The sequence below is a fragment of the Paenibacillus sp. FSL L8-0340 genome (assembly GCF_038593145.1).
In the GTDB taxonomy this organism is placed as follows: domain Bacteria; phylum Bacillota; class Bacilli; order Paenibacillales; family Paenibacillaceae; genus Paenibacillus_AQ.
Genome location: NZ_CP151967.1, coordinates 922889 through 949423, shown reverse-complemented (window position 1 = coordinate 949423; position 26535 = coordinate 922889). Strand labels below are relative to the sequence as shown.

General features: G+C 51.8%; 24 protein-coding genes and 1 pseudogene. 9 read left to right on the top strand and 16 right to left on the bottom strand.

Features of this window, described 5'->3' with window-relative positions; translation table 11 throughout:
• Positions 1-4: 4 nt before the first annotated feature.
• The 7 genes and pseudogenes from NST07_RS04390 to NST07_RS04360 form a co-directional block, all read right to left on the bottom strand.
• Positions 5-832 (bottom strand): ABC transporter permease, encoded by an 828-nt coding sequence (locus tag NST07_RS04390; protein ID WP_341089896.1) that lies wholly within the window; start codon positions 830-832, stop codon positions 5-7.
• Between the two features lie 3 nt (positions 833-835).
• Positions 836-1798: a nucleoside hydrolase gene (locus tag NST07_RS04385; protein ID WP_341089895.1), complete on the bottom strand. Its 963-nt coding sequence runs from the start codon at positions 1796-1798 to the stop codon at positions 836-838.
• Positions 1799-1800: 2 nt separating this feature from the next.
• Complete coding sequence (locus tag NST07_RS04380; RefSeq protein WP_342481130.1) at positions 1801-2886, bottom strand: ABC transporter substrate-binding protein; 1086 nt, start codon at positions 2884-2886, stop codon at positions 1801-1803.
• A 297-nt stretch (positions 2887-3183) separates the two neighbouring features.
• Positions 3184-3528 (bottom strand): DUF2294 domain-containing protein, encoded by a 345-nt coding sequence (locus tag NST07_RS04375; RefSeq protein WP_342481129.1) that lies wholly within the window; start codon positions 3526-3528, stop codon positions 3184-3186.
• A 359-nt stretch (positions 3529-3887) separates the two neighbouring features.
• The gene (locus NST07_RS04370) at positions 3888-4079 is read right to left on the bottom strand and encodes a GH36 C-terminal domain-containing protein (protein ID WP_341089891.1); all 192 of its coding nucleotides are present in this window, start codon (positions 4077-4079) and stop codon (positions 3888-3890) included.
• Positions 4060-4706, bottom strand: a pseudogene (locus tag NST07_RS04365) (glycoside hydrolase family 36 N-terminal domain-containing protein); the annotation flags it as partial. The gene NST07_RS04370 and the pseudogene NST07_RS04365, both read right to left, overlap by 20 nt.
• Before the next feature lie 54 nt (positions 4707-4760).
• Positions 4761-7313 (bottom strand): glycoside hydrolase family 2 protein, encoded by a 2553-nt coding sequence (locus NST07_RS04360; protein WP_342481128.1) that lies wholly within the window; start codon positions 7311-7313, stop codon positions 4761-4763.
• 195 nt (positions 7314-7508) lie between these two features.
• On the opposite strand from NST07_RS04360, the gene NST07_RS04355 reads away from it, so the two are divergent.
• The 6 genes from NST07_RS04355 to NST07_RS04330 all read left to right on the top strand — a co-directional run bounded on the left by NST07_RS04355 (position 7509) and on the right by NST07_RS04330 (position 14822).
• Complete coding sequence (locus NST07_RS04355) at positions 7509-8849, top strand: extracellular solute-binding protein (RefSeq protein WP_342481127.1); 1341 nt, start codon at positions 7509-7511, stop codon at positions 8847-8849.
• A 124-nt stretch (positions 8850-8973) separates the two neighbouring features.
• Entirely contained in the window at positions 8974-9867 is an 894-nt protein-coding gene (locus tag NST07_RS04350) for a sugar ABC transporter permease (protein WP_038586119.1), read from the top strand.
• Positions 9868-9869: 2 nt separating this feature from the next.
• Entirely contained in the window at positions 9870-10703 is an 834-nt protein-coding gene (locus tag NST07_RS04345) for a carbohydrate ABC transporter permease (RefSeq protein WP_038586116.1), read from the top strand.
• A 57-nt stretch (positions 10704-10760) separates the two neighbouring features.
• Positions 10761-12548, top strand: coding sequence for a sensor histidine kinase (locus tag NST07_RS04340; protein ID WP_342481126.1), 1788 nt, complete (start codon positions 10761-10763; stop codon positions 12546-12548).
• Positions 12549-12574: 26 nt separating this feature from the next.
• Positions 12575-14071, top strand: coding sequence for a response regulator (locus NST07_RS04335; RefSeq protein WP_342481125.1), 1497 nt, complete (start codon positions 12575-12577; stop codon positions 14069-14071).
• A gap of 13 nt (positions 14072-14084) precedes the next feature.
• On the top strand, positions 14085-14822 hold the full coding sequence (locus tag NST07_RS04330; RefSeq protein WP_341089886.1) for a fused MFS/spermidine synthase: 738 nt from the start codon (positions 14085-14087) through the stop codon (positions 14820-14822).
• Between the two features lie 30 nt (positions 14823-14852).
• Here the strand turns inward: NST07_RS04330 and NST07_RS04325 are convergent, their stop codons facing one another.
• From NST07_RS04325 to NST07_RS04315, 3 genes are all read right to left on the bottom strand, one after another.
• Positions 14853-15194, bottom strand: a complete 342-nt coding sequence (locus tag NST07_RS04325) for a DUF4440 domain-containing protein (protein WP_341097547.1) — start codon at positions 15192-15194, stop codon at positions 14853-14855.
• 215 nt (positions 15195-15409) lie between these two features.
• On the bottom strand, positions 15410-16297 hold the full coding sequence (locus NST07_RS04320) for a serine/threonine protein kinase (RefSeq protein WP_341089884.1): 888 nt from the start codon (positions 16295-16297) through the stop codon (positions 15410-15412).
• 50 nt (positions 16298-16347) lie between these two features.
• A complete protein-coding gene (locus NST07_RS04315; protein WP_341377336.1) occupies positions 16348-16962 on the bottom strand; it encodes a hypothetical protein in 615 nt (204 codons plus the stop codon).
• 306 nt (positions 16963-17268) lie between these two features.
• Here NST07_RS04315 and NST07_RS04310 point away from each other — a divergent pair, with 306 nt between their 5' ends.
• Both NST07_RS04310 and NST07_RS04305 read left to right on the top strand, forming a co-directional pair.
• Complete coding sequence (locus tag NST07_RS04310) at positions 17269-18021, top strand: 3'-5' exonuclease (protein ID WP_341089882.1); 753 nt, start codon at positions 17269-17271, stop codon at positions 18019-18021.
• 220 nt (positions 18022-18241) lie between these two features.
• Complete coding sequence (locus tag NST07_RS04305) at positions 18242-19006, top strand: MerR family transcriptional regulator (protein ID WP_341089881.1); 765 nt, start codon at positions 18242-18244, stop codon at positions 19004-19006.
• Positions 19007-19123: 117 nt separating this feature from the next.
• Here the strand turns inward: NST07_RS04305 and NST07_RS04300 are convergent, their stop codons facing one another.
• From NST07_RS04300 to rbsK, 6 genes are all read right to left on the bottom strand, one after another.
• Positions 19124-19693, bottom strand: coding sequence for a PepSY domain-containing protein (locus NST07_RS04300; RefSeq protein WP_341089879.1), 570 nt, complete (start codon positions 19691-19693; stop codon positions 19124-19126).
• A 106-nt stretch (positions 19694-19799) separates the two neighbouring features.
• Positions 19800-20399 carry a PepSY domain-containing protein gene (locus NST07_RS04295; RefSeq protein ID WP_342481124.1) on the bottom strand — a complete coding sequence of 200 codons (600 nt, stop codon included), beginning with the start codon at positions 20397-20399 and terminating at the stop codon, positions 19800-19802.
• Positions 20396-21760, bottom strand: a complete 1365-nt coding sequence (locus NST07_RS04290) for a HAMP domain-containing sensor histidine kinase (RefSeq protein WP_342481123.1) — start codon at positions 21758-21760, stop codon at positions 20396-20398. Before NST07_RS04290 ends, NST07_RS04295 begins: the two co-directional genes overlap by 4 nt.
• The gene (locus NST07_RS04285) at positions 21757-22449 is read right to left on the bottom strand and encodes a response regulator transcription factor (RefSeq protein ID WP_342481122.1); all 693 of its coding nucleotides are present in this window, start codon (positions 22447-22449) and stop codon (positions 21757-21759) included. Before NST07_RS04285 ends, NST07_RS04290 begins: the two co-directional genes overlap by 4 nt.
• A 299-nt stretch (positions 22450-22748) precedes the next feature.
• Positions 22749-23513 (bottom strand): type I 3-dehydroquinate dehydratase, encoded by a 765-nt coding sequence (aroD, locus tag NST07_RS04280; protein ID WP_342481121.1) that lies wholly within the window; start codon positions 23511-23513, stop codon positions 22749-22751.
• 43 nt (positions 23514-23556) lie between these two features.
• A complete protein-coding gene (gene rbsK / locus NST07_RS04275) occupies positions 23557-24474 on the bottom strand; it encodes a ribokinase (RefSeq protein WP_341380318.1) in 918 nt (305 codons plus the stop codon).
• A gap of 442 nt (positions 24475-24916) precedes the next feature.
• Between rbsK and glgP the strand changes: the two genes are divergently transcribed.
• On the top strand, positions 24917-26533 hold the full coding sequence (gene glgP, locus NST07_RS04270; RefSeq protein WP_342481120.1) for an alpha-glucan family phosphorylase: 1617 nt from the start codon (positions 24917-24919) through the stop codon (positions 26531-26533).
• Positions 26534-26535 lie beyond the last annotated feature (2 nt).

Genomic DNA, 26535 nt, shown 5'->3' with positions numbered 1-26535 from the left:
GTTCTCACCCCTTCGGATTTAATCGGTTGGCCCAGACGTTCATCAGCCCCACGACCACAAATGTAATGACGATCATAATTACGGCAATAACCGAGGCCGACTGCCAGTCATTCAGCGTCATGGCATTCTGGTACAGGAAGGTGGAGACCACCCGTTCCTTACCGCCGAGCAGCGCCGGCGTGGTATAGGCCGTCAGACTGCCGACGAAGACGAGAATTCCGCCGATGATCAGCCCCGGCACTGTCAGCGGGAAGGTGATTTTGCGGAACGCCGCAAACGGGGAAGCGCCCAGACTGCGCGCCGCCCGGACCAGCTCATGGTCCAGATTCTCCATGACCCCCAGCAGTGTGATGATGATCAGCGGCAGGAATAAATGCACCAGCCCGATCATCATTGCCGTAGGCGTATAGAGAATATCCAGGGGTTTCCCGATCAGCCCGGTGTTGACCAGGAAGGAGTTGATCAGCCCCTTTTTGCCGAGAATAATCATCCAGCTGAAGGAACGCACAACGGGACTGGTCAGCAGCGGGAAGATCGACAGCGCCAGCAGAAGGCTCTTCTTCCGCGCGCTTGCCCGCGAAATATAATAAGCCGCCGGATACCCGAGCAGCATGCAGACCAGCGTGGTCACGACACTTACCCGGAGCGTAGTCAGCAGGATGCGGTTAAAGTACCCGTCGCGGAAAAAATGCAGATACCCTTCCAGAGTCAGCTTCCCATCCTGCACGAAAGTGGAGGCAATGGTCAGCGTGATCGGGACCAGCATGAAGGCCGCCAGGAACAAGAGGCCCGGCAGCAGCAGATACATTGCTCTTTTGTTCTTGTTCTTCATTTTCTAATGACTCCCGTCCTTCTTCGGCTCTTGGTTCAAGCTATCAATGAAACACTCCAGAAAAGCGGCCGCGTCCACCTCCAGGCAGACAGCGGCATTTACCGGCTTGCCCAGCCGGTTCTGAAAATCGCAGACGGTCTGGCCGTCGCACAGCTCGCTTCGGGTCTCCACATCCACATAATAATCGTGCACGGTGACGAACCCGCGGTTCAGGGCCACGCCAACCGCCAGCGGATCATGCAGGGCACAGGCCTGCACACCGTTGCGCTCATAATAACGCTCCCGGTAGCCGGAGGTGCTCTGCTCCACATAATCGCGGATCGCCGGAATGCGCAGCTTCGCAATGTCCTCCGCGCTAAGCAGCGCACGGCGGGTCACATCCAGCCCGACCAGCGTCAGCCGGGGGAATCCGGCAGCCAGTACCTGCTTCGCGGCCTCCGGATCGACGTACATGTTGTATTCCGCCGTCGGCGTGATATTGCCGAAGCCCTGCACCACGCCGCCCATGATGATTACCTCAGCGGCATGCTGGGTAAGCTCCGGGCATTTCTGCAGTGCGCGCGCCAGATTGGCCAGCGGCGCGGTCATGATCAGCGTGACCTCGCCGGGCTGCGCCAGCACCTGGCGGATGATGAAGTCCTCCGCAGGCTCTGCTTCAGCCTGCTTTGTTACCGGCATATCCCCCAATGCACCGCCGATGCCATCCGCACCGTGCACACGGTGCTCAAAAATCGCTTCACGGGCCAGCGGCTTGTCCGCTCCGCGGTATACCGGAATCTGCCCGGACACGCCGAGCAGCTGGAGAATTTTGCAGGTGTTCAGGGTTGCCTGATCCAGCGAGACATTGCCGCTGACTGTGGTGATGCCGAGAATGTCAAGCTGTCCGCTCGTCACCGCCAGCATAATCGCCAGCGCGTCATCCACCCCTGTATCTACGTCCAGAATGACTTTTTTACGCCCCGTCATCCTTAGCCGCCAATCTCACGGTTGAAGCGGTCCGTCCACTCTGTAATGTGCTCGTTCACGAAGGACATATCCAGCTTGCGCAGCTTGCCGATAACATCCGGACCGTACGTTACGCCCACAGCTTCTTCAGGTGTCAGCTTTACGTTCATATTGACAGGGGAATCGACCTTTGCTTTGGCGGATGCCGCCTGCACTTCATCGCTCAGCTGCCAGTTGATGAACTCTTCGGCAAGCTCTTTATTGTTGCTGCCTTTGACAACGTTGACTGTATTCATTACGGCATAAGCACCTTCAGACGGTGCGATAAATTTGGCGTCAGGCACAGCAGCCTGCAGATCCTTGAAGTACATTTCCATAATCGGACCACCGGCAATTTCCTCCTGGCCGAACATGTTCACATACTCGGAAGTCTGGCCATAGTATTTAACAACCTTACTGTCCAGCTCCTTCAGCTTCGTGAATGCTGTATCCTCGTTGAAGTCCGCATTGCCCGCCGCAAGAGATGCCGCATCTACAACCATTGGACCTGCTGTAGCTGTAATTGCCGGCATCGCCAGGTTTTTATCAAACTTCGTCCACAGATCGCTCCAGCCGGTTACGTCATCTTTAACCAGTGCCGGATTATAGGCAATTCCCAGGCGTCCGATCGTATACGCAGGACCATATTCTGCACCCAGCGGGGCTTTGGCGATATCATAAAGGTTCTGGAGATTCGGAATCTTGCTGCTGTCGATCGTTTCGAATAAACCTTCATTAATTGCCTGCTGCGCATAATAGTCCGACAGATAAATGACATCCACATCGGAGCTGCCTTGACGGATTTTGTTCAGACGCTCGGCGTTGTTGCCGATTTCCACCACGATTTTCACATTGTGCTCTTTCTCAAACGGCGCATAGACCGATGCCTTGAAGAAATCTTCCGAAAAACCCCAGGTGGAGACAACCAGTTCCGTAGGCTCGCCCGATTGTGCCGTTTCCGGTGCAGCTGCGTTATTTGTTCCTGTGTTGTTCGTCGAGGTATTGTTGCCGCAAGCAGCAAGCACAGCAGTCAGTGTAAGGGCAAGGCCCGCATTCATTATTTTTTTCATTAGAATAACCTCCCAAGTGTAATATGCTGTACAAATCCAGTCTTCATCCTATAGTTGCGGCAATTTCAGTTCTCTTCATTCCAGTGAGCTTCTGGCGGAAAACGGTTTGGCAGCACCTCCTGCTGGTAGTAAAAGCTTGATTCCCCTTATTTTTTCATAAAAAAAAGAAAAGCATTCTTGTAGGAACAAGAACACTTTTCTTTGTATAAACAAAGCAAAGAGCTACCCGTAATAGAAGGACGGTCTTCGCTTAAGATAGATCAAAAACGAAAATCCGCAGATATCATGTTGAATCTGTCATTCTCCGGCCAATATCATATTCGTAAAGGCCCACCCCGTCGGTGCGTCATAATCCCTGAGCAGAACCTCAATCGTTAGTCCCATCTCTGCTTCAAGTCTTTCCTTGAACCTCTTCTTAAACAGCAGTGACATCCGAAAATCCACTTCCTGCTTAAGTTCAGGCGCTTCGCCTTCCAGGGCGGTCGACCGGGGAGATCTGCGGTGCTTGGCGTGAAAGGTAATGACCCGCTGATCGACAGTAACGCGGAGCAGGGTCGTCCCGAAACCAAACAAATCCTTAGAGATCTCATTGTAGATCTGGCACATTTTCTTCTTCTGCTCGCTGTTTTCCAGTTCTACCATGAAACCACCTTTGAAAACAGAATATCGTACAATTCCTTCGATAGCAATTGTTATTATACATAAATATCGCATTTTCAGCAACAAAAAAGCAATAACTTACATGAAAGTTACATTAAACACGAACAATTAGGGTTTTCAGCAGGCCAATGTTTAGAAAAGTGCTCCGATTTCAGACGCACTTTCACCTCTGATTCCGCTATACAACCCGCCTACACCAAATTCAGATGCACTTCTACCTCTCATTTCCCCATATTGCCCGCCTACGCCAAATTCAGATGCACTTTTACCTCTCAATGGTCCCCCAAACAAAACAAAAGAAGCCAAGTCCCCCTGGCTTCTCCTGTTCTCCCAAATGCTAATTACGGTTGTGCCCTTAAGCGGAAACATCCGCTCACATAGTCCTGCTGGATGTCCGGCAGCGCCAGCCCGGCCTGCATCAACCGGTCACCGCCGAAGACTTCACCGCTGTCTGTAAGCGTGTAGTCATAGTCGGGGTTCAGGCCGCTAAGCAGCAGACTGCGGCGAGGCGGGCTTGCCGAACCAGCCGTCATCGAGCACAAACAGCTCGATGCCCAGCTTCGAGCCTTTGGCGGCGATCTCCACCAGCTTGTCGGCATTGAAATTGAAATAGGAAAGCCGTATACCTCGCCCTGGTGCTCATCTGTACCCGGCTTGGCCAGCGCGGCAAACGGATTGTGCTGATGGCTGCTCATTCCACGGCGGGACTGGAGTGCGGTAGTGCCCTGTTCCAGCCGTCTGCGGGTCAGGTTGGCTTCCCGCGACCAGCCGCCGGAAAGATAGATCAGATCGAATTGGCCGTCCTCCGGGAAATCGACGGAAGCGCTCAGCGCGCAGCAGGTCAAGCGGCGCCTGGCCGTCATTAACAAATCCTACCGAGCGGGCAATCACATCCGTGTCACGATATACGGTATAGCGTAAAATGACGTTCAGCGACGAGTAATCATCACGCAGCGTAATTCCAGCGTATCTGCTTCTTCAGGGGACTCCACATACACGGAAGGAAGTCCGGCGAGCGTTGGCTTGCCCTGCAGTACACGGTATCCGGTGTACTGCAGCTCAGTAATCCGCGTGCCGTCCGCAAGCTTGGCCTGATAAGCCGGCACACGGAAATCTCCCGTACCGTACTGGGGATATTCCTGTGGAAGCCGGTCCAGGCCGGGGCCGTCCCGAGATGCGGCAGACCACCCAGGTTGCCGTCCTGGCGCAGTTTTTTACCCCAGGTAATCTTCCTTCACGTAATCAGCCATGGAATGAATCTCAAGCCCTTTTGGCGCAGCCGGAATGAAGTCACGTTCTCCATTGCCCCGCAGCATAAACTGCACCGTCTTCGGCTCACCCGGAAGCAGATCGAAGAAGTTGTCCGAGAAGATGCCTTCCTCTTCCGCCGTCAGGTACACCCCTCTGGCCAGCACGTCGCTGCTGACCGTAAAGTCCAGGCTGCCCGGAATCTCGGACACCGTAAGAACCGGCCGGTTCAGCTTGCTGTCCTTGGCCGCAGCAAAGTAATGCTCCTTACGCTCCAGTAGGGAGCCGTCCGCCAGCAGAGAAGCCACCAATACCACCTGCTTCGGATCGTTGCCCTGCAGCAGTTCCGCAGTCGGCACCGCGAAGATCACCGCCGCCGAATCGGCCTCCAGTTGAACCGGCTGTGTCCATTCACGCAATAGCGAGCCGCTGAAATCATACAGCCGGAGTACCAGTTCACCAGCCAGTGCCTGTTGAAGATCTGAAACGGCATGCACTTGCAGGTTCTCCCCATCCATTTCTTCAATAGAGAGCAGAAGTTCCTGGAAGCTTTTGCGCACCGTATATTGCAGCGCCTTCCAGCGGCCGTAGTAATCCATGCCAGCCCAGGAAGCCACCGGCCAGCAGTCGTTCATCTGCCAGTACAGCGTTCCCATGCAATACGGCTTGTTTCTTCTGTGGCTTTCAATAGCAATTCTCATCGCCTCTGCCTGAAGAATCTGACTCATATACAGGAATGACCTGAAGTCCTTCGGCTGCGGCAGGTAGATGTCCATATACTCTTTAATGATCAGGTTGCCCCGCCCGTTCTTCTGGTGGGCCAGCATCACTTCCGATTCCAGCTCCATATCCTCTTCCTCCGCGTAGCTCAGCACCGATTTCAGCTCAGGGAAGGACTGGAAGCCGTATTCGCTCATGAAGCGGCCTACCTTGACGTTATAGTTCTCAAAAGGCTCAATCCCGTGCCACACCCCCCAGTAATGAATATCGCCCTCACCCATGATTCGCGTCGCATGCTGATCTTGATCAGTAGTAAGTTCACGAAGCGGGGAGGATGGCCAGTAATCAGCACCTGGATGATAAGCCGCTACCGCTTCCGGCAGAATCCGGTGGAAGATTTCTTCATAATAACCCCAGAGCGTCTCACGGATCTCAGCGCTGTAGCCTTCCTTCCAGCCCCAGCCCATGTTATCCTCATATTGCGACCAGGCGGAGTCAATCTCATTATTGCCGCACCATAGGGCGATGCAGGGATGATTGCGCAATCTGCGCACGTTGTATTCTGCTTCCTTCCGTACATTCTCAAGAAAAGGCTCATCTCCCGGGTACATGCTGCAGGCGAACATGAAATCCTGCCAGACCAGCAGCCCATACTCATCGCACAGCCGGTAAAAAACTTCCTCCTCATAGATCCCGCCGCCCCACACCCGCAGCATGTTCATGTTCGACTCTACCGCTGTGGCAATCTCGTGCCGGTAACGTTCCTCCGTTATTTCCGTGGTGAAGCTGTCGTTCGGAATATGGTTGGAGCCCTTTACGAATACCGGCACGCCGTTTAGCTCAAACTTAAACGAAGCACCCTTTGCATCAGGTTTGCGGATCAGCTTGATCTCACGCAGCCCGGTAGTTACTTCTGCACTGGACAACACCGTAGCGCTATCCAGCAGCTCTGCCCGGAAGGTAGTTAAATGAGGCGTGCCCAGCCCATTGCACCACCATAACTCCGGCTGGTCAACGACAATATCTATCTCTACAGTGTGCTTGCCGGAAGGAGCTGAAACCGCTTGCATACATTCCTGTCCATTAGCAGTCGTGATCCGCAGCATTCCCTCGCAAGCTTGCGGTGCTTCAATCTCCACGACAGCTGTAAGCCGCGCTTCTTCCCGCTTGACTTCATTCTGGCGGATATAGAGATCCGTAATGGCTGCGGCATCCCGGCCCTGCAGCACTGCTTCCCGCCAGATTCCGCTGGTAAGAAATCTCGGGCCCCAGTCCCAGCCATAATGATAAGGCGCTTTACGGGCAAACACGCTAATCCGCTGCTCTTGCAGTCCGCCCAGCTCCGATTGATCATTGGGTGCAGGCAGATCATACCCCAGCTGCGTCAGCTTCGGCAGGTCTTCCTTAACTACGGAACGGAATTTCACGAGAATTTCATTGTCACCGGCCACCAGCAGCCCTTTGACATTTACAGTCCAGGCCCGGAACATGTTGTCTGCTGAAAGCGCATGCACATTATTCACAAAAACATCGGCATAGGTGTCCAAGCCCGCAAAGACCAATTCCGTAATGGCCAGGCTCTGCCATTCTTCCTCCAGCCGCAGCTTGCTTCTGTACTCCCAGTCCTTCTTGTCGATCCATTGCAGCTCATGCTCATTCTTTCCATAAAAGGGCTGCGAAATAAGTCCATTGCGGAGCAAATCCGTGTGCACCGTTCCCGGCACAACCGCCGGAAGCCACGTTTCGTCACCGCTGGCTCTAAATTCCCAGTTTGTCAATTCAAGATGATATGGTTTCATAAGTCCTCCCTATTTCAGCAAAATTCATTTGTTTCATTATATTTTGTTATCTTATTGTTAGCAACAAAGTAATTATAAACCCAGAAAGAAAACAAATAAAGACAATAAATAATAATTGAATACATTTATCGCCGGAAGCAATGACGCTATAATAATAATGTAAACGCTAACATCAAAACGAAAAGGGGCAACGCAATGAGAAACAAGTTATTTTCGTTATCTTTTGTTATCATCATGATCTTCTCTTTATCCCTGACAGGCTGCGGCTCGAACAATAATAACAACGCAGCTAAAGCTACAGATGAGCCGGCTGCAACCACAGCACCGGAGAATTCCGGCAGTGCCGCAACTACTGAGCCGGCGGCTGGAAGCGGTTCCGACATTAGCGGAAAGATCACCTTCCTGACCAACAGAACCGATATGATCGGCAAAGAGTATGACGAATATGTTAAACGCTTTAACGAGAAGTATCCGAACATAAAGGTCGAGTTCGAAGCTTCCCAAACGGACTACAACCAGCAAGCCAAGGTCAGAATGGCCAGTGGGGAGCTTCCCGATGTGATGTTCATTCCTTCTATTCCCAACTCCGATCTTCCGAAATATTTTTCTTCCCTGGACGATCTCGGCCTGAATGATCAGATCACCTTTAAAGATTTCAAATCCTATGAAGGCAAGCTTTACGGAATTACCACAGGTAACTCCACCACTGGAATTGTCTACAATAAAAAAGCCTTCGCCGATGCAGGCATCACCGAGGTTCCGAAGACTTGGGATGAATTCCTAGCTGCCTGCGAAAAGCTTAAAGCCAAAGGTGTCGTTCCGCTCGCTTCCAACTTTAAGGACAAATGGCCGCTTAACGATTGGGTGTACTCTGTTCCCCGCGTGATTGCAGGCAACCCGGATTTCCCGAACGAAAAGCTGACCTCCGAAACACCTTTCACTATGGACAACGGCTACGGAAAATCACTCAACCTGCTTAGAGAGCTGAACGAAAAGGGCTATCTGGAAAAAGACATCAACTCTACCAACTGGGAACAATCGAAGAAGGACATTGCCTCAGGCAAATTCGCCATGTACTTCCTTGGCAATTGGGTCATCAATCAAGTCATCGGCGCCGGCACCACTTCTGACAACGTAGGTTTCTTCCCGCTTCCTTATGACAACTCAGGCAAAATTACTGCACCGCTCAGCCCTGACTTCTTCTATGCTGTAGCCAAGGACAGCAAAAATCCGGATGCTGCCAAAGCGTTCGTGAAATGGATGATCGAGGATTCCGGTTATGAGGATTTTGCCGGATTTATCTCCCCGCTGAAGGGCAAAGAATCCAAGCTGACTCAACTGAAGGAATTCCAGGCGACTGGCGTAACCCTGCAAGAGGGTACAGTGGATGATGCCAAGGTAACAGAAATTACTAACAAGGCACAACTCGACCTGCCGGCTATGGTACAGGAATTCGTCCTGGCCAAGGACCCGCAATCCGTCTTCGACAAATGGAACAAAGCCTGGGCCAAAGCCAAAAAAGACCTCGGCTATTGATCTTTAGCAAGACCAGTAACGTTAGAACCTAGCAATCCACCGGCGCAAAATGGATTATCGCTTTCTCCGGATAATCCATTTTGTCGTCATTGACCAACGCGCTATTCAGAAAGAAGGTTAAGCGATGTTCGGAACATTATCCTATAACAAACAAAAGCTCATTATCATTGTATCCTTCCTGCTGATTCCCCTGCTCCTGCTGGCGACATTCACTTATTATCCGGCCATTAAACTGGTCTATTACAGCTTTACCAACTGGGACGGGTACAGCCCCGAGAAGCCTTGGGTCGGTCTGGACAATTACCGCGAGGTTTTTGGCAATCCTGATATTTTCAAGGTGTTCACCCATAACTTCGCCTACTTTGCGATGGGGATTGTCCAGAATATTGTCGCCATTTATTTCGCCGTCGTGCTGAACAGCAAGCTGCGGGGTAAAAACGGGTTCCGGATTATGCTCTTCCTGCCTTATATCATGAACGGTGTAGCCGTGGCCTTCATGTTCGGCTATGTGTTTGATACTACCAATGGTTCACTCAATATGTTCCTGAACAGCATCGGCCTCACCGGACTAGGACAGACCAGTTGGCTCGGTACTGAAGGATTGGTGAACTACTCGCTCGCTTCCACTGGTTTTTGGCGGTTCATGGGCTACAACATGGTCATTTACATTGCCTCCCTGCAGGCGATTCCGAAAGACATTTATGAAGCAGCCAAAATAGATGGTGCAGGCTCGTTTCAGACGCTGTGGAGAATTACACTGCCAAATATGAAGCCCGTCATTCAATTGAATTTATTCCTGACCGTAACCGGCGCGCTGGAAGTATTCGATCTGCCGTTTGTGCTGACGAAGGGCGGCCCGGCGGGTGCCAGCCAGACTTATGTTCAGCGGGTAGTAGATACCGCATTTGCTTTTAATAACTACGGCCTGGCCTCAGCGATGAGCGTTATCCTGATCTTCATTGTCGTTGTCGTGCTCTTGCTGCAGCAATTGGTTCTTAACCGGGGAGGAGATAAGTAGCCATGGAACATTCCAAACTTAGCCTAAAAGACATTTTTAAATACTTCACGCTGCTTATCGGCGTATTCGTCGTACTCTTTCCGCCTTATGTCGTGGTGGTCAACGCCTTCAAATCAACCGAGGAATTCAACAGCAGCAGTTCCATGGCTCTGCCGCGCAGTTTCTTCAACTTCGATAACTTCGTGACTGTGTTTCAGCGTGGCGGACTGCTCAGCGGCTTCGGCAACGTACTGATTATTATCATAATTACATTGACCCTGAACATTCTGTTTGGGACAATGGTGGCATATGTACTGGGGCGGTTCTCTTTCAAGCTTAAGCCGATTGTATTCGGCGCTTATCTTGTGGCGACCATCATTCCAAGCATCACTACTCAGGTAGCGACCTTTGGCATCATCAAAAGTATGGGCCTCTACAACACCTTGGGTGCTCCGATCGTACTCTATATCGGAGCAGACGTCATTCAGATCATCCTGTATTTGCAGTTCATCCGCAACATCCCCGTTGATCTCGATGAGAATGCGATGGTTGAGGGTGCATCCCTGTTTAAAATCTACCGTTCGATTATCTTCCCGCTGCTGTCACCGGCGACGGCAACATTGATTATTTTGAAGACGATCAGCATCTACAATGACATGTACATCCCCTATCTATATATGCCAAAACAAAGCCTCGGCGTCGTTACCACCGTCCTCATGCGTTTTCAGGGGGTCAATACGGCCGATTGGAATTTGATCTGTGCAGCCATTCTGCTTATCCTGCTGCCGACAGTCATTCTTTACTTCTTCCTGCAGCGTTATATCTTTGAGGGGGTAACCAGCGGCGCCGTTAAATAGGGGGTACGGAAAGGAATAACCATAGTGGTCTCTTACATCCGGAGAATTGTTCGCAGCATGTGGCTGTTCCTGGCCAACCTGCCGATGGAGCGGAAGCTGATTGTCGTATTTATTTTTCTGATCTCCCTGCCAATCACTTACGTCAGCTATCTTTCTTCACGCTCCACCTTCAACTCGGTGCTGTCTAGCTCCACAAAGAGTGCCGGACAGATGGCAGACAGCGCTTCGGATACCATAGACCGGTATGTTGCCGATCTCAAGCGGTACACGGCGCTGCCGCTGTACAATACCGATGTTCAGTTCTACCTGGAGCAGCGTAATACCGATTGGGAAAAGAACACCAGCATGTCGATGTTCCTGAGCTATTTGAACCATACGAAAGAACAGATTATTGCCGTATACTTAGTGGACAAATACGGTTCCGTTTTTTTTGACAGGGCTCCCGGCATCAATGAATTGTTCCCGGCGGAACGGCTGGCGCAGTGGCAGAGCCTCACTGAGGGGGCCGGTGCAGCTCCGGTAGTCCAAGGCAGGCATACGATCCGTGTAAATTCCGGCGGCCACAAAGAGGTGTTCAGCGTTCTGCGCACCATTACTTCGGTCAGCACGCTCAAAAATATCGGAATCCTTGTCTTCGACATTGACATCAACAACCTGTTCAAGGGGATCGTTGATCCTGTAAACGCCGTCACCCAGGGCAATACGCTAATCGTGGACGACAAGGGCGAATTAATGTATGACGGTGAGCATGTGGACGGCCAAGAGACCCAGAAACAGCAAAAAAACGCACAGTTGCTGCTGCAGAAGGCCACCGCTCCAAATGGCCACTTTCAGATCACTTTGGATGGCCTTGATGTTCTTGCAGTGTACAGGGTATCCCAGAAGACCGGTTGGACAACCATTGTCTCCATTCCGCTGGACCGCATCCTCTCCCCGGTGGAGAAGAACCGCAACCGGCTGATTTTCACTACCCTGTCGATTATTGCATTCGCGCTCGTCGTTGCCACTTTTATTTCCCATGCACTGACCAAACCGCTGAAATCGATGGTCCGTCTGATGAAGCAGGTGCAGCACGGCAATCTGGATGTCTGGCTGCATCCGAAATATAATGACGAAATCGGGATGCTCGGCAGCCACTTCAACCGGATGATTATCCGGGTCAAGGATCTGCTTCAGGAGGTCTCCCTTACGGAGAAACGCAAACAAAAGGCAGATATGCGGGCGCTGCAGAACCAGATTAACCCGCATTTTATTTATAATACGCTGGAATCCATCCGCATGCTGGCGGAGAGCAGTGATGACCCCCGCGTCGCGAAGCTCACCTATCTGCTCGGACTGCAGATGCGTTACGGCATTGTCCGCAGTGAAGAAACCGTTACGATCCGGCATGAGCTGGATCATGTGCGTAATTATTTGCATCTGCTGCAAATCCGCTTTCCGGATAAATTCCGGCTCAATATCCATGTGCCGGAGGAATTCCTGCCGCTGCCGGTGATCAAGCTGGTCTTCCAGCCGATTGTCGAGAATGCCGTTTTTCACGGGCTTGAACCTAAGGAGGGACCGGGCACACTGAACATTACGGCTTGGGAGGAGGACGGTAAAACTGTATTTTGTATCGAGGATGACGGAATAGGTATGGATGAGGATACCCTGCGCGCTTTGAACAACAGTCTGATGGGCGGGGCAGACGGTGAAATGTTCGGAATCGGTCTGCGAAATGTGAATGAGCGCATCCGTATGCATTACGGCAGCTCCTTCGGATTACATGTGCAGAGTCAACTTGGCACAGGAACCCGTGTGACCTTAAGAATCGAGGATCTTTCGGACGATCACAGCGAAGAATAATATCATTTCAAAAAGGGGGACTCGGCTTGCTGCGTATTGCGATTGTAGATGATGAAGTTCTAATTCGCGAAGGTCTGGCACGAATGATCAGCAAAGAGAGCAGCACCTTCGTTGTCGCCGGTATTTATCCGGACGGCAAACATTTGCTTGATGCGCTCCCCTCCCTCCACATTGACGTTGTTATAACCGATATCCGTATGCCGCAAATCGACGGGCTGGAGCTGATCCGGCAGCTTAAAGCAAACCACCCCGGAATTCGCAGCCTGCTGATGAGCGGATTCGTTGAATTTAATTATGCCCGGGAAGCTATCCGCAGTTCAGCGGTAGATTATCTGCTCAAACCTATCAACAAAGAACAGCTCTTCGAAGTGCTGTATAGTCTGGAGAAGGAGCAGAAGCTGTTGCGGGAAAAAGAAGAATGCCAGCGTACCGGCCTGCTGCACTCCCTGCTGCATATCGAGGACCCCTCTGCCGTTCTTTTAAGCGGCCTTACCTTGCCCCAGCCTTATTTCACGGTCTATGCCCTTAAAGGAAGCTCCCGGGAAAAAGTCTGCGGAATTGCAGACAGTTTGCGGCAAGAGAAGGCGTTCGTCCTCGATACGCTGGAAGTGCAGAAAGGGCTGCGGGCATGGATCTGTTATTCCCCGCTGCCGCTCACCCCTGAAGAATCACGCCAAATCGGAGAGATTATCGGCGTTGCAAGCAAGGACCAGCGTCTCCATGCGGGAGCCAGCCGCTCCTACGATGACCCGGGCAAATTTAGAACAGCCTATCTTGAAGCCAAGCTGGCCTGCGATGCAGGGATTTATAATCCGCTGCCGCTGCATTATGTTACGATTAGAGAGCTCCAGACACCAGTGCAGGCTGCCGGTGATCCATTCCCTCCATTCCGGGAGCCGCTGATCCATGAGCTGCAGATTCTAAATGTGGCCGGGGTGCTGGAAGTACTGCACAAGCTATTCTCTGTGCTGGAGCTGCAGCAGGCTTATCCCGACTTGATCCTGCGCACTTGCCGGCAGGTCGAGGATACTGCCCGCAAGGAGCTGCAGGAATTTGAAGCGGTCTACCGAAAGGACTGCAGCCAGCGGCTGGAAGAGCAAATCGAAGCCTGCATGGCCTTTGCTGAAATTGAGGAACTCTTCACCTCCTCCTTCTTGGTCGCGCTGAACGAAATCCGCAAGCACCGGCTGGAGATGTCCGGTACGGCCATTGAAACGGTCAAGCGCTGGGTAGCGGCCCATTATAATCAGCATGCCGATTTGAACATGCTGGCCGGTATGGTGTTTTTGACGCCAAGCTATTTAAGCAAGCTGTTCAAGCAGGAGACTGGGCTGACCCTGACCGATTATGTAATTGAAATCCGCATCCGCAAAGCGAAGCAGCTGCTGAGGAATGCGCCGGATCTGAAGGTGCACGAGATCGGCACCGAAGTCGGCTATCCCGACCCTGCTTACTTCAACAAGCTGTTCAAGAAGGTTGTCGGTGTTACGCCGAACGAATTTAAACGCATTTCGCTCGTATAAGGAGAATGATACCTTGCATCCAGAGTTCCTGAACTCAAAGAACACCCCCGAAATCCAGGTGTACGAAACGACAGAGTTATATGGCGAGAGAGGCAGATTCCGCGTGCTGCAGTTTTCGGGAGACGCTATTCAGGGTGCCCTTGATCTGGACCACCCCCGGCGGGTGGTCTTTGAATATCCGCGGGCAATGATCCATCTAATGGAGGCTGGCGAACCTTATTTCGAAGATGTATTCCTGATTGGACATGGGATTGGAACGATTGCCGGTTATTTTGCGGAGAAGCGCTTTAAAGTGGCTGAAGTGAATGCGGAGGTCGTGAAGCTAAGCCGGCAGCATTTTGGCTACAGCCAGGATAATGTCATTGTCGGGGACGGACGGCGCATTCTGGAGGGCGAGCCGGAACGCCGCTATGACTTTCTTCTTCTGGATGCCTTCACCGCTGACGGCACTCCCCGGCATCTGGTCTCCAGCGATTTCTTCGCCCTGGCCCGTTCTAAGCTGAACAGCCGCGGCTCCATCATCATGAACCTGATGGGCAGAAGCGAAAAGGACCGCCTGATAGGGGCCATCCACACGACTTTAGCTGGGGAATTCGCCTATATCAAAGCCTTTGCCCTCCCTTCGGAGGGCACCGCCGACATCCGCAATATCATCATCATGGGCAGCGGCAAGCCGATCCGCTATCAAACCCGGCAGATGGCCGGGTTTGTGGAAGTCACCCTTGGCCAGGGGCATGTGATCCGGGACTAAGCATGGACAACCTATATGTTTCAATTAACCCTATCCTCTCACCGGGGTTCCTTGATGAAAAAACATCTGCCACCGCCCATCCCTGAATTTCCAGATTGAACTGCGCAGTGTCTCTCCACCTGTCTCTTCGTTCATGATCCGGTAGGTGGCCAGCAAAGCCTCCCCGGATAACGGATGAAGTTCGAACCCGCTCAGGGTCATTCGGACCTCGCCCGCTCCTTCTTCCCCCAGCAAGTCCTGCTTATGCCATACCTTCCCGGAGCTTCCGAATTCAAAAAAATCGTCTGCCAACAGTCGCGACAGTTCATCCGGCGAAGTGCGCACCTCGGTGTTCAGCAGCTTCTCTTCCAGTTCACAGATCTGCTTGGCCATTGCGTTCAGTTCCTTGTATCCTAAGCCTTTTTTTTCAAGCACTGTAATCCTTCTTTCTGCCACTATTCGTACCCGGGAAATCTCGCCCTACAATACACCGTTCATTCCACCAAATATCCGGCCAAAAACATTTTTGTTTTGCAGTGGATTTATTCGCAGCTCTCATTCGGTATTTCTCTTCCCGTTCGCAGATCTGTTTGTTCAGCGTAGATTTATTATCCATCGTTTGCTTCCTTCCTCGCCTTATCCCATTCCGCCTTGAACTCCGAGACACTCCGGTAACGCTGAGCCCGCTCTGGATCTACGGCCCGCAGCGCAACCTCGTACAGCTCCGGTCCCGCTTCCCATTTATCCCTGGAACGGTCACTTTCTCCACCCAGCAGTACGAAAGCAGCAGCCCCCATATTATATACATTGGTGATTTGGTCGATTGGGGCATCCATGAGGTATTCTTCCGGTGATTTGAACCGTTTGGAACCCCATAGCTGCTCTCCCATGCCGTTGAAGAAGGGCTTAGGTTGATAGAAATCAATATCGCAAATTGCTGTACGGTCCTTAGTGAAATCATAGAGAATGCTTCCGTCATAAAAATCTACAGCTACATATCCTTTAGACTCTATGTATTCATGAAAGCCAAAGATGACCTCCAGTGAATCCAGCCGTTTCTCCGTGGACAAGGCCCTATAGCGGTAAAAAGGCGATTCGGGATCACTATACTTGGCCGCTCCGCCAAAAGCCCAATGCGAATGCAGGCACTCGCCTTCCGTCCATTCAAAAACCACTGCATATCCCGTTTCCACAGGACCATGAGATAACAACTGGATTAGCGACGGATGCCGCAGCTCCTCATAGAGAGGAACCGCCTGAATCAATCTTTCAACCGCTTCCGCAGGATCACCATGGAATTGCATCGTTTTCGCTCCGGCGAACTTCACAAAAACCTTGCATCCGTCTTGCTCAACCCCAAAGCTGATATTTCCGGAATCCTGCTCATCAAACACCCGGAACACCCGCCCCATTGCGGTCAGCCAATCAAAAGAGTAGGCCTCCTGCAGTTGAAACGTAGCCTCGTCAATTACAAATCTATATCCGTTTCCGCTCATCGTCTGCCTCCTGTGCATTTGCTCTTCCCTTAAGTTTCATCAGCAGCCATTCAGGAACTGAAGTACAGCTCCAACATGGCAAAGCTCTGTTTTAGACTCAGGCTTCCATCCACCTCCAGCACTTTCAGCTTCCGTGCTTCAGCCTCCTCCTTCACCCTCGCTGCAAACAGGGCGTCCCGCTTCATCCAATTGCGGAATGCGATCCCAGAGTTCTCAGTCTCCTGCAATATGTCATGAATCCACTCCCGCCTGCTGTAATGCTCCCATTGGAACTGTTCCGTAGGGACAATCCAGATCGCCTTGTGATTATTCTTCATCAGTGGAGCTACGAGTCGGGGCAGCAGCTGGTTTCCTTCCACCACAACCGCTTTCTCTCCCATACGTGCCAGATCGAGCAGCACAAATGTGAAGTCCTCTTGGAAGCATTCGATATATGTATTCAGTTGCTCCTCAACTTTCCTTGTATAAAAAGCCTCGTTCATCGTCAGCCTGGTGACCCGGTGTATTGCAGGCTGCTGCTCCCGCGAAATCTGCTGCACATGCTCATGAAAGTGCTCATCGCAAGCATACAGCGCCAGCCCATATTTATCAGCGTACATTTTAGCCAGCGTGCTTTTGCCGGCACATGCCGAGCCGCCGATCCAGTAAATCTGTTGGTCCTGCATTACTGATCCTCCCACTGTTTAACTTGTTCGTAAGTATTAATCATTGACCTCCCCCAAAAATATATCAATTACAATTTCCCAATTCACGCCATCATGCTTACTTATTCTTCCAACCTTCTCCCTTATCCTTCTTCCCGTTTACCACGGCTCCTCATCACTCTTCAATACAAAAACAGCCTTAGCCGCACACCCCGGACGGCAATTTCCCGTCTTATTTCCCATTCCTCCGCTTTTTTTGCTAAAATAGAAGGGTCGGCGCATTCTTCAGCCTGTAAGGCGCCAGTCACTGAAACGGAGGCATTACCTGTGGATTATATTATTCTGGACATCGAATTCAACGGCCGCAAATTTGCCAGCGAGCATCCTATGGAGGTCATTGAGATTGGAGCCGTCCGGTTAGACGCTTCATTGCAAGTTAAGGATGAGTTCTCAGCCTTAATTAAACCTATATACTTCTCCACCCTGAATTCGTTCATTAAGAAAAAAACCGGCATTCCCCAAGAGGATATCGACGTCGCCGACCGTTTTCCCAAGGTCATTACCGCCTTTAGAGCCTGGCTGGATCAGAGCAGTGACGGAGTGCTGCTTCTGACCTGGGGCGGTGAGGATATGAAGCGGATCATTCAGGATATCCGGATGCACAAAATGGATGATTCTTACTGGATGGCTGCAACCTATTTTGATCTCTTGAAGGGCGTGCTTCGTGCCCGCGGCCTCAGCAATGATATCAGCGTCGAAGGTGCGATGACCCTGTTCGGGCTTGAGCCTTCCGGTTCCGCTCACCGGGCGCTGGACGATGCCAAGATGACCGCGGAGATTTTCCGCGCTGTCTTTAACGACCTGGATTTTGAGCGGTCCCAGCATTACAAGGACACCTTCTCCAACGCCAGAGAACGCAAGACAGTCAAGATCGCCATCAAGGCAATGATCTCACAAAAAATCGTTCCCACCTGGGAACTGGTCGCCGAACATTACTTCCCGGGTGAAGATGCGCTGGCGGATCCCCGGAAGCTGGCAGAGCTGCGGGAATATTTCACGGCACAGGTCGGCAAGAAATAATCCGGCTTCATGTGTAATACAAGGTTAGCAGCAGTTTCCTTAGTGGACATACTATGGGGAGCTGCTTTTTTTTTGAGCGATATTCCTCACAAAAAAGTGTTTGACCTTGCCGTTGCGTGAAGGTGTAGAGTGATCTTGTAAGCAGCAAGCCGCAGCTTACAAGTATGCAATTGGGTCCAATGATACTACGCTGAAACAAGTTATGGGAGGTACAGCTATTATGGAATACACGGTGCAAAAGCTGGGAGCTTTGGCTGGCATCAGTACGCGGACATTGCGCTATTACGATGAGGTTGGCATTCTCAAGCCGGCGAGAATCAACTCCTCGGGATACCGCATCTACGGACAGGCCGAGGTCGACCGGCTGCAGCAGATTCTTTTTTACCGGGAACTGGGCTTAAGCCTCGAAGGAATCAAAGAAATCGTGACCGCGCCGTCCTTTGATGGCACCCGGGCACTGCGGGAGCACCATGACCAGCTGCTTCAGCGGAGAGAGCAATTGGATCAATTAATCGCAAACGTCGAAAAAACACTGGCCCAAAATGAAGGGAGAATAACCATGAGCAATGAAGAGAAATTTGCAGGCTTTAAGCAAAAGCTGATTGAAGATAATGAGCGTACGTACGGACAGGAAGCCCGCACCAAATACGGGGAGGAGGCTGTTGAGAAGTCTAACCGCAAGCTGAAAAACATGACCGAAGAGCAGTATGCCGCCATCCAGCAGCTTGAAGCAGACATGTTCGCAGCCCTTGAGCAAGCGATGGAGGAAGGCGATTCCGCCAGCGAGCTGGCGCAGCAGGCCGCTGAGCTGCACCGCCAGTGGCTCACCTTCTACTGGGACACTTATACTAAAGAAGCTCACGCCCACGTAGCACAAATGTATGTGGATGACGAACGCTTTACCGCCTATTATGACAAGCACCGTCCGGGTCTGGCCGAGTTCCTGAGAGATGCTGTGCACGTCTATACAGGTACAAAGCAGTAGTCTTCCACTCCGCTTGCCCGGAGTGATAAAGCAGTTGTATGATATATAAAAGCGGGGCAGCCGATATCCGGCTGCCCCGCTTTTATATAGTGTTAATTCATCTGCATTTTCATGGATTCAATCATCATCGTCATCAGAATCTACATCCGTATACAGAACCTTCGCAGTATAGGCATCGACTCCCACTTCGGTCGTCACTTTGCCGTTTCTGATCTCCACTTCATATACGAAACTTCCATTGTCCCCATCAAGGTCAATTTCAGTAACTGTACCCTTTGCGGAGGCAGAAGCCGCTTCTGCCGCTTTAGCTGCGCTGATCATCGTTCCGCTTTGTGATGTGGCTGACGCGTAGTTGTCATCATCGTCATCGTCATCGGTTTCTTTGCGCACGCTTAAGATTTTACCTGTGTAGGCATCAACCCGAACGTCTATTTCCTGGTTGTTATGACGGATCTCAACCTCGTAATACGAACCGCTGATTCTCTCCTTCAGATCAATGCTCTCTACCCGGCCCTGTGCTGACTTCAGCGCATACGCCTCCGCCTTGTCCACGCCAATCAGTGTCTTGCTTTGACTTTGTGAAGCGGTCGATCCTGCGGAAGCACCCTGAACCTCGCTGATGCTGTATGCACCCCCGAACAGAATGGCTGCCGCCGCTACACTGCTCCATAATTTCATCTTCATCATTTATTGCCGCCTCCTCATGTTCAATCTGTGCTGCTCATGTATTCAATATACACGGCCCAAATGAGAGAAAGGCGGCAGTAACATTAGAAATTGATGAGAATTCTGCTTAAGGATGATCCTCATCCGGTTCTTCCCAAGCCACGGACATAATGTTTCCTGAGATCGCGTCCACCTGGACCACCGCTTCACGCCCATCCGTTGTGTTGACTTCCACCAGATAAAAGGCTCCTGATTCGTTAATTTCGGTATCCACATCATCCAGTTCTCCCGGCACCTCCTGCAGCGCCAGCTTGACTGCCTCGTCTTCCGACACTGCACGCGGAGCAGCCGGGGAAGGGGATGGCAAGGCGCTGCCGCCTGCCGGAGGGGCCGAAGAAGGCAATGGTGTGGGCCGGATCTCTGCGGAAGCCAGTGGCTCCAGCAGGACAATGGAAATAATCTCACCTGTTGACCCATCCAGCTCCAGCTCATAGAGGCCCTGGCCGGTTTTCAGCTCCGCTACATAGTTCCCGGATTGCAGGGTCAGTTTCTCTACGCTGCCGGAATACTCTTTCAGCACAGCCTGTTTCGCCTGCTCCTTCGTCAACAGCTGTGCAGACTGATTTGTGAATATTTTAAACGCAGCACTGGACAGAAGCAGCACGGCAGCAATAATAGTGACGGCTTTGTATATAATTTTTTTGCTCTCAGGTTTCTTTATTTTCATTGTCTTCCCCTGCTCTCAGCCGCAATTCGGATCATAACCGATGTTCCGGCGCCTTCCACACTCTCCATGGACAGCTTGGCTCCAATGGCTTCGGCAATTTCCGCAGCGAGTGACAACCCCAGCCCTGCTCCTCCGCCCTGGCGGCTTCTTGCCTCATCTACTCTGTAGAAGCGGTCGAACACTCTGGGCAGCTCCCCGCTCGGAATCCCGATGCCCCGGTCAGTAATGACAATGTGGCTCTCCTGCCCGGAGGCTCCAAGCGTGATGGTTATCGCTTCATCGCTGTATTTGCGGGCATTGTCCAAAAATATGAACAGCAGCTGTCGCAGCTTCGCTTCATCGCTGTATCCCTTGACCTCCCCCAGTGCATTGACGGTGATTTCTCTGCCATATGCATTGCGGAAGACTTTAGCCGATGCATTGGCCAGCTCTTGCAGATCAACAACCTTCATGGACAGATCCCATTGTTCGTGGTGCTTCGCCAGTAGCAGCAGTTGCTCGGTCAGTTCCTTCATCCGAATCGCCTCGGAATGGATGGCTTCAACGGATTCATTGAACAATTCAGGATGGGTAAGTCCCCGCCTTTTGAGCAGACTGGCGTAGCTTTCAATTACCGTCAGCGGAGTACGCAGCTCATGCGAGGCGTCGGACACGAATTTCTCCTGCTTCAAATAATTACTCTCCAGCAAAGCAATCATATCGTTGAACGTGCGCCCCATTTCAACCAGCTCATCTCTGGATGTGTCTTCCAGCGTTAGTCTGCTGAATTTCCCGCTGTCCTTGATCTCCCGCATCGTAGCTGTCATTTGCACAATGGGACGCATAATCAGCCCGGACAGCACACGGCTGGAGAGCAGCAGCGGAAGCAGTGCAAAGGCGGTTGCCCCCGCCAGCACAACCCGCAGCACGCGGAGCGTATTCATCGTACTCTCCAGGCTTTTGGTCATTTGGACATTCATCACCATCCCGTCTATCCAGATGACCGGAGTCGTCACGAAAGCATAGGAACGGCCATCCACCTTGATAATCTCACTAAGCTTGTCTTTATAATATACCGGCTTCAGCCGGCTGATCTCCTGTTCCGACGCCGAAGTCACGGGCGCCGGTCCGCTCCCGTCCGGAGCCAGCAGCCGGAGCATTCCCTCAATCGGCACGTACGCCCGGAGCAGCTCAGGGGCAGCCACACCGGTTCCAACTCTTCGCATATCGGCAGCGATTTTGGCAGTCTCGGCAGCGGCCTGATCCAGCTGATTATCTGTCGACAACCGGCTGAACATAAAGTAAATGACGAGGTTCATAATGACAAGGAGTACAGCAAACAGCACGCTGGAATAAAGATAAATTTTGCTCCGCAGCTTCATGGGGAGTCCTTCAGGACATACCCGATGCCCCGGACGGTATGAATAAGCTCGCTCTGATCCCCTTGGGTAAGTTTTTTACGGACATAACGGATATACACATCTACGACATTGGTATCACCGTAATAATCGTACCCCCAAACCGCGGTCATAATCTGTTCTCTATTCAGCACCTGGCGCTTGTTCTTCAGCAAGAACACCAGCAGATCGAACTCCCTCGGGGTGAGATCAATCGTTCTGCCAGCCCGAACAACTTCACGCGTGGATTCGTTCAGCTCAAGATCATCCGCTTTAAGCCAGCTGCCTGTCTCCTCAATGTTTCGGGCAGACGCAAGCCGCAGCGCAGCGCGGACACGCGCCAGAAGCTCCTCAATTTGAAAGGGCTTGGTGATATAGTCATTTGCCCCAAGGTCAAGACCGGATACTTTGTCTTCCACCGAGCTTTTGGCAGTCAGCATCAGTACAGGGGTAAGCGCATCATTGACCCGGATACGGCGCAGCAGCTCAATTCCGCTGAACCCTGGGAGCATCACATCAAGCAGAAGGAGGTCCGGCTGCTGTGCCTGATAGATTTCAAGCGCCTGATGGCCGCTGCCCGCAATAAATACGCGATAGCCCTCACATTCCAGCTCAATCTGCAGCAGCCGGGCGATTTTTTCTTCATCCTCCACGACCAGGATGGATTCCGTCATTGGCAGTTCTCCCTTTCTTCATTCCGCAAATAGATGATTTAACTACTTGGCTGCCTTCATTGTAGGGCATAACCGGGCGCTGATTCAAACCCTGCTGTACCCTGAAGATGATTTATAGCGTGAACCATATATATGTTTAACTATTAACTATCCGTTTCAGCGAGAAATAGATGGGTAATTTATAGCGTGAAACAAATAAATCCTTATATTTCCAATAAAAAGGTGTTCCCGCCGTTTCACTGGCTTAGAACACCCCATTCTAATTGTTTCTATTGCTGCCGGACAATAAATGAACAGTTCTATAGGCTGCGGTGTAGCAGCTCCAGCACCTTCCGCAGCTCGGCAACCGCCACCTGTCCAGGGGCAGATGGCTTATGGGCCGCGCCGAAGGTAAGCGCAGAGCCGAAGATTTCCCCGGCTAGGCGGCTGATTACGCCCTCCCCGGCCATGGACATCGTAATAATCGGACGGTCCGCATACAATTCCTGCATCCGGTTTGTCGCAGCCAGCAGTGTCAGCACATCTGCCGCGCTGCATGGCATAACGGCGATCTTCGGCAGATCGCCGCCCAGCTCCTGAGCCTTGCGCAGCCGGGACACAATCTCCTCCTCGGGAGGTGTTCCCTGAAAATCATGGTTCGACACAATCACGAACACCCCGCAGTCATGCGCGGCAGCGATAAGCGCCTGCACATCAGCTTCCTCATTGAACAGCTCCACATCAATGATATCGACGAGTCCACTCGCGGCTGCAGCCTTATTCAGCCGGATATAATCCTCCGTGGCGATCTGCCGCTCCCCGCCTTCTCTGGCGCTGCGGAACGTGAAAATTAGCGGAAGGTCCGGAAGACACGCCTGGATCATTTCCAGTACTTCCGTAACTGCCTCAATATTGTCCACTCCGGCAAAAAAATCGCTCCGCCACTCCACCACATCCGGTGCCAGAGCTTTCAGTGCCTCCGCTTCTTCCTTCAGCTCGGTCAATGTTGCTCCGATCAGCGATACGCAAATCTTGGGCATTCCCTCGCCCAGAGTCACATTCTTAACCGTTACAGTGCCGCTCATTTACTTCAGCTCCTCATCTATCCGATCTATATCTATCCCTGGCTTACCGTTCAGCTGTTTCTTTCAGGAACTGCTCGACCTCCGGCAGCTTCGGCAGCGACGGAATTGCCCCTTCTTTGCCTACAGCCAGCGCACCAACTGCATTGGCGAACCTCACTGCTTCTTCCAAGGCCACACCGCGGGTCAATTGGTAAGCCAGCGCACCGTTAAAGGAATCGCCTGCCGCAACCGTATCGACCGCCTGTACCGGGAATCCGGTAATATGCTGCGCGTTGCCGGATTCATTCACGATCAGCGCCCCCTTGGAACCCAGAGTGACAATGACGTTCCGCACCCCTTTCCCCAGCAAAATACGCGCCGCCTGCTCAGCCGTCTCCGTATTATTTACTTCAATGCCGGACAGGATTCCCGCTTCGGTTTCGTTCGGGGTCAGATATGTCACATGTCTCAACATTTCCTGGCTAAGCTCTCTGGCCGGAGCCGGATTCAGAATGACCGGAATGCCGTGGCGCTGCGCAATAGAAGCCGCCTGTTCACACATCGGAAGATCCGTCTCCAGCTGCATCACAATCATTTCAGCTCCGCTGATTACGTGCTCAAGCGCCTGAATATCCGCTGGACCAAGTTCAATATTCGCTCCCGGCACAACAATAATCCGGTTCTCCCCTTCTCCATCGACCACAATTGACGCGACGCCGGTAGCCTGCGAGTTACTCTGGGCAATATGCCGGACATCAATATGCTCCTGCCGCATAATCTCCAGCAGTTCACTGCCAAAGGCATCCCGGCCGACACTTCCGATCATGGCTACCTCGGCACCAAGACGCGCTGCGGCTACTGCCTGATTGGCGCCTTTCCCTCCCGGTGACAAGGCGAAGCCTTGTCCAAACAAAGTCTCCCCGGCTTCGGGGGCGCGGCTGGTGCGTACCACCATATCCATATTCAAACTTCCGATCACCACTATACTCAAGCTTTACACCACCAATAGTTATTTTGAACAATCGGGATTTACAACCTATACTTATCTTAAGCCGCTGCGGCCATAATTTGTCCGCTTTCGGTATAGAACCTGAATATCCTTACGGCCGGAACCATGCTAAACTGTCACTCTTACATCCATATAGCCCGCTTCAGCAGCATAATCACTTCAAAGGGGATATTGTCCCTTCCTTATCTTATGGCCTGAAGCCCTCTTTATCAAACTTTTCTGTTTAGTATTTTCTTGAATCCTTATGTTTGTTCTTCACAAAAACTTCGTTATGCTTTTTGACTGCAAGTGTGCTAGAATAGATGTGCAATCGCTTCCAGGGAAGACTACATCATTTTGAGCAAACGTTTGCACCTTAGATTGAGCCTACAGCAATACCAGATTATAATCTAATTCGTATTAGGAGGCTTATCAAGTGAACGAGAACCAATTACCGTCAGTTGCTTATTTCAGCATGGAGTATGGCCTGCATTCCGATTTCAAAATGTACGCCGGAGGCCTGGGCATCCTGGCCGGAGATTACATCAAGGGCGCGAAGGATATCAACGCTCCTATCATTCCAATCGGACTGAAGTGGAAGCAAGGGTACACGGATCAAAAGATTGATGCCCACGGCAATCCGTATGACTCCTATCACAACTATGTTTATGATTTCCTTGAAGATACAGGGGTTAAAGTAACGGTTAAAGTAAGAAAAATCGATGTTGTCTGTAAAGTGTGGAAGACTGAGCAGTTTGGCAACAGTCCGCTGTACCTGCTGGACACGGATATTCCCGAGAACAGCGATGCCTGGATTACAGGCCAACTGTACGGCTGGTTCGGCGAAGAGCGGATCGCTCAGGAAATCGTTCTTGGGATTGGCGGCGTTAAAGCGATGCGTGCACTGCAAATTCCAATTGATGTCTATCACTTCAATGAAGGACATGCGGCACTGGCCGCCATCGAGCTGATCCGTGAAAAAATGTCCGGCGGCAGTACCTTTGAGGAAGCCTGGAAAGCTACCCGTGAAGAGGTTGTGTTCACTACCCATACACCCATTAAGGAAGGCAATGAAACGCATCCGCTCGACCGCCTCAAGTATATGGGCGCATTCAATGGCTTAACCCGCGATCAAATGGAACGCATCGGTGGAGATCCTTTCAATATGACCGTAGCCGGTCTGCGGTTGTCGCGCATTTCTAATGCAGTGGCCCAGCTTCACGCTGATACTGCGAACAAAATGTGGAAGGAAGTTGCCGGCAGATCAGAGATCATCGGCATTACCAATGCCATTCATACCCCTACCTGGGTGGACGAACGGATTACCCGCACCTTTGAGGAGAACGGCGATCTTTGGGCCACGCATAAAGAAATTAAAAATGAGCTGGTCGGGTTCATTGAAGAACGCTCCGGCATCGCCCTGAATGCGGACAATCTGCTCATCGGCTTCTCCCGCCGCGCCGCTCCTTACAAACGCAGCGACCTGATTTTCTCCCAGCCGGAAGTCATTGAGCCTTACCTGAAGGACGGCAAAATCCAAATCGTCTTCTCCGGCAAAGCCCATCCGTTGGATGACAATGGCAAAAAAATTGTCAGCAATCTCGTGGCGATGATGAAAAAATATCCGAAAAGTGTCGTTTTCCTGGAAAACTACGATATGACCATTGGGGCACAGCTGACCCGCGGCTCCGACATCTGGCTCAACAATCCGCGCAGACCGCTGGAAGCCAGCGGCACCTCCGGGATGAAAGCGGCTATGAACGGAGTCCTCAACTGCTCGATTCTGGATGGCTGGTGGCCGGAAGCCTGCATCGACGGCGAGAACGGCTGGCAGATTGGCGACGGCTTCGAGACCACCGATTTCGAAGTGCTCGACAAGCATGACAGCGACGCGCTTTACGACACCCTCTTGAACCGCGTACTCCCTACCTTCTATGACAACCGGGAGAAATGGGTACAAATGATGCGCAAGAGCATCGAGACCACCCGTGTTGAATTCGCGAGCAAACGTATGCTGGATGAATATTACAGCAGAATGTATATCAAAGACTAAGC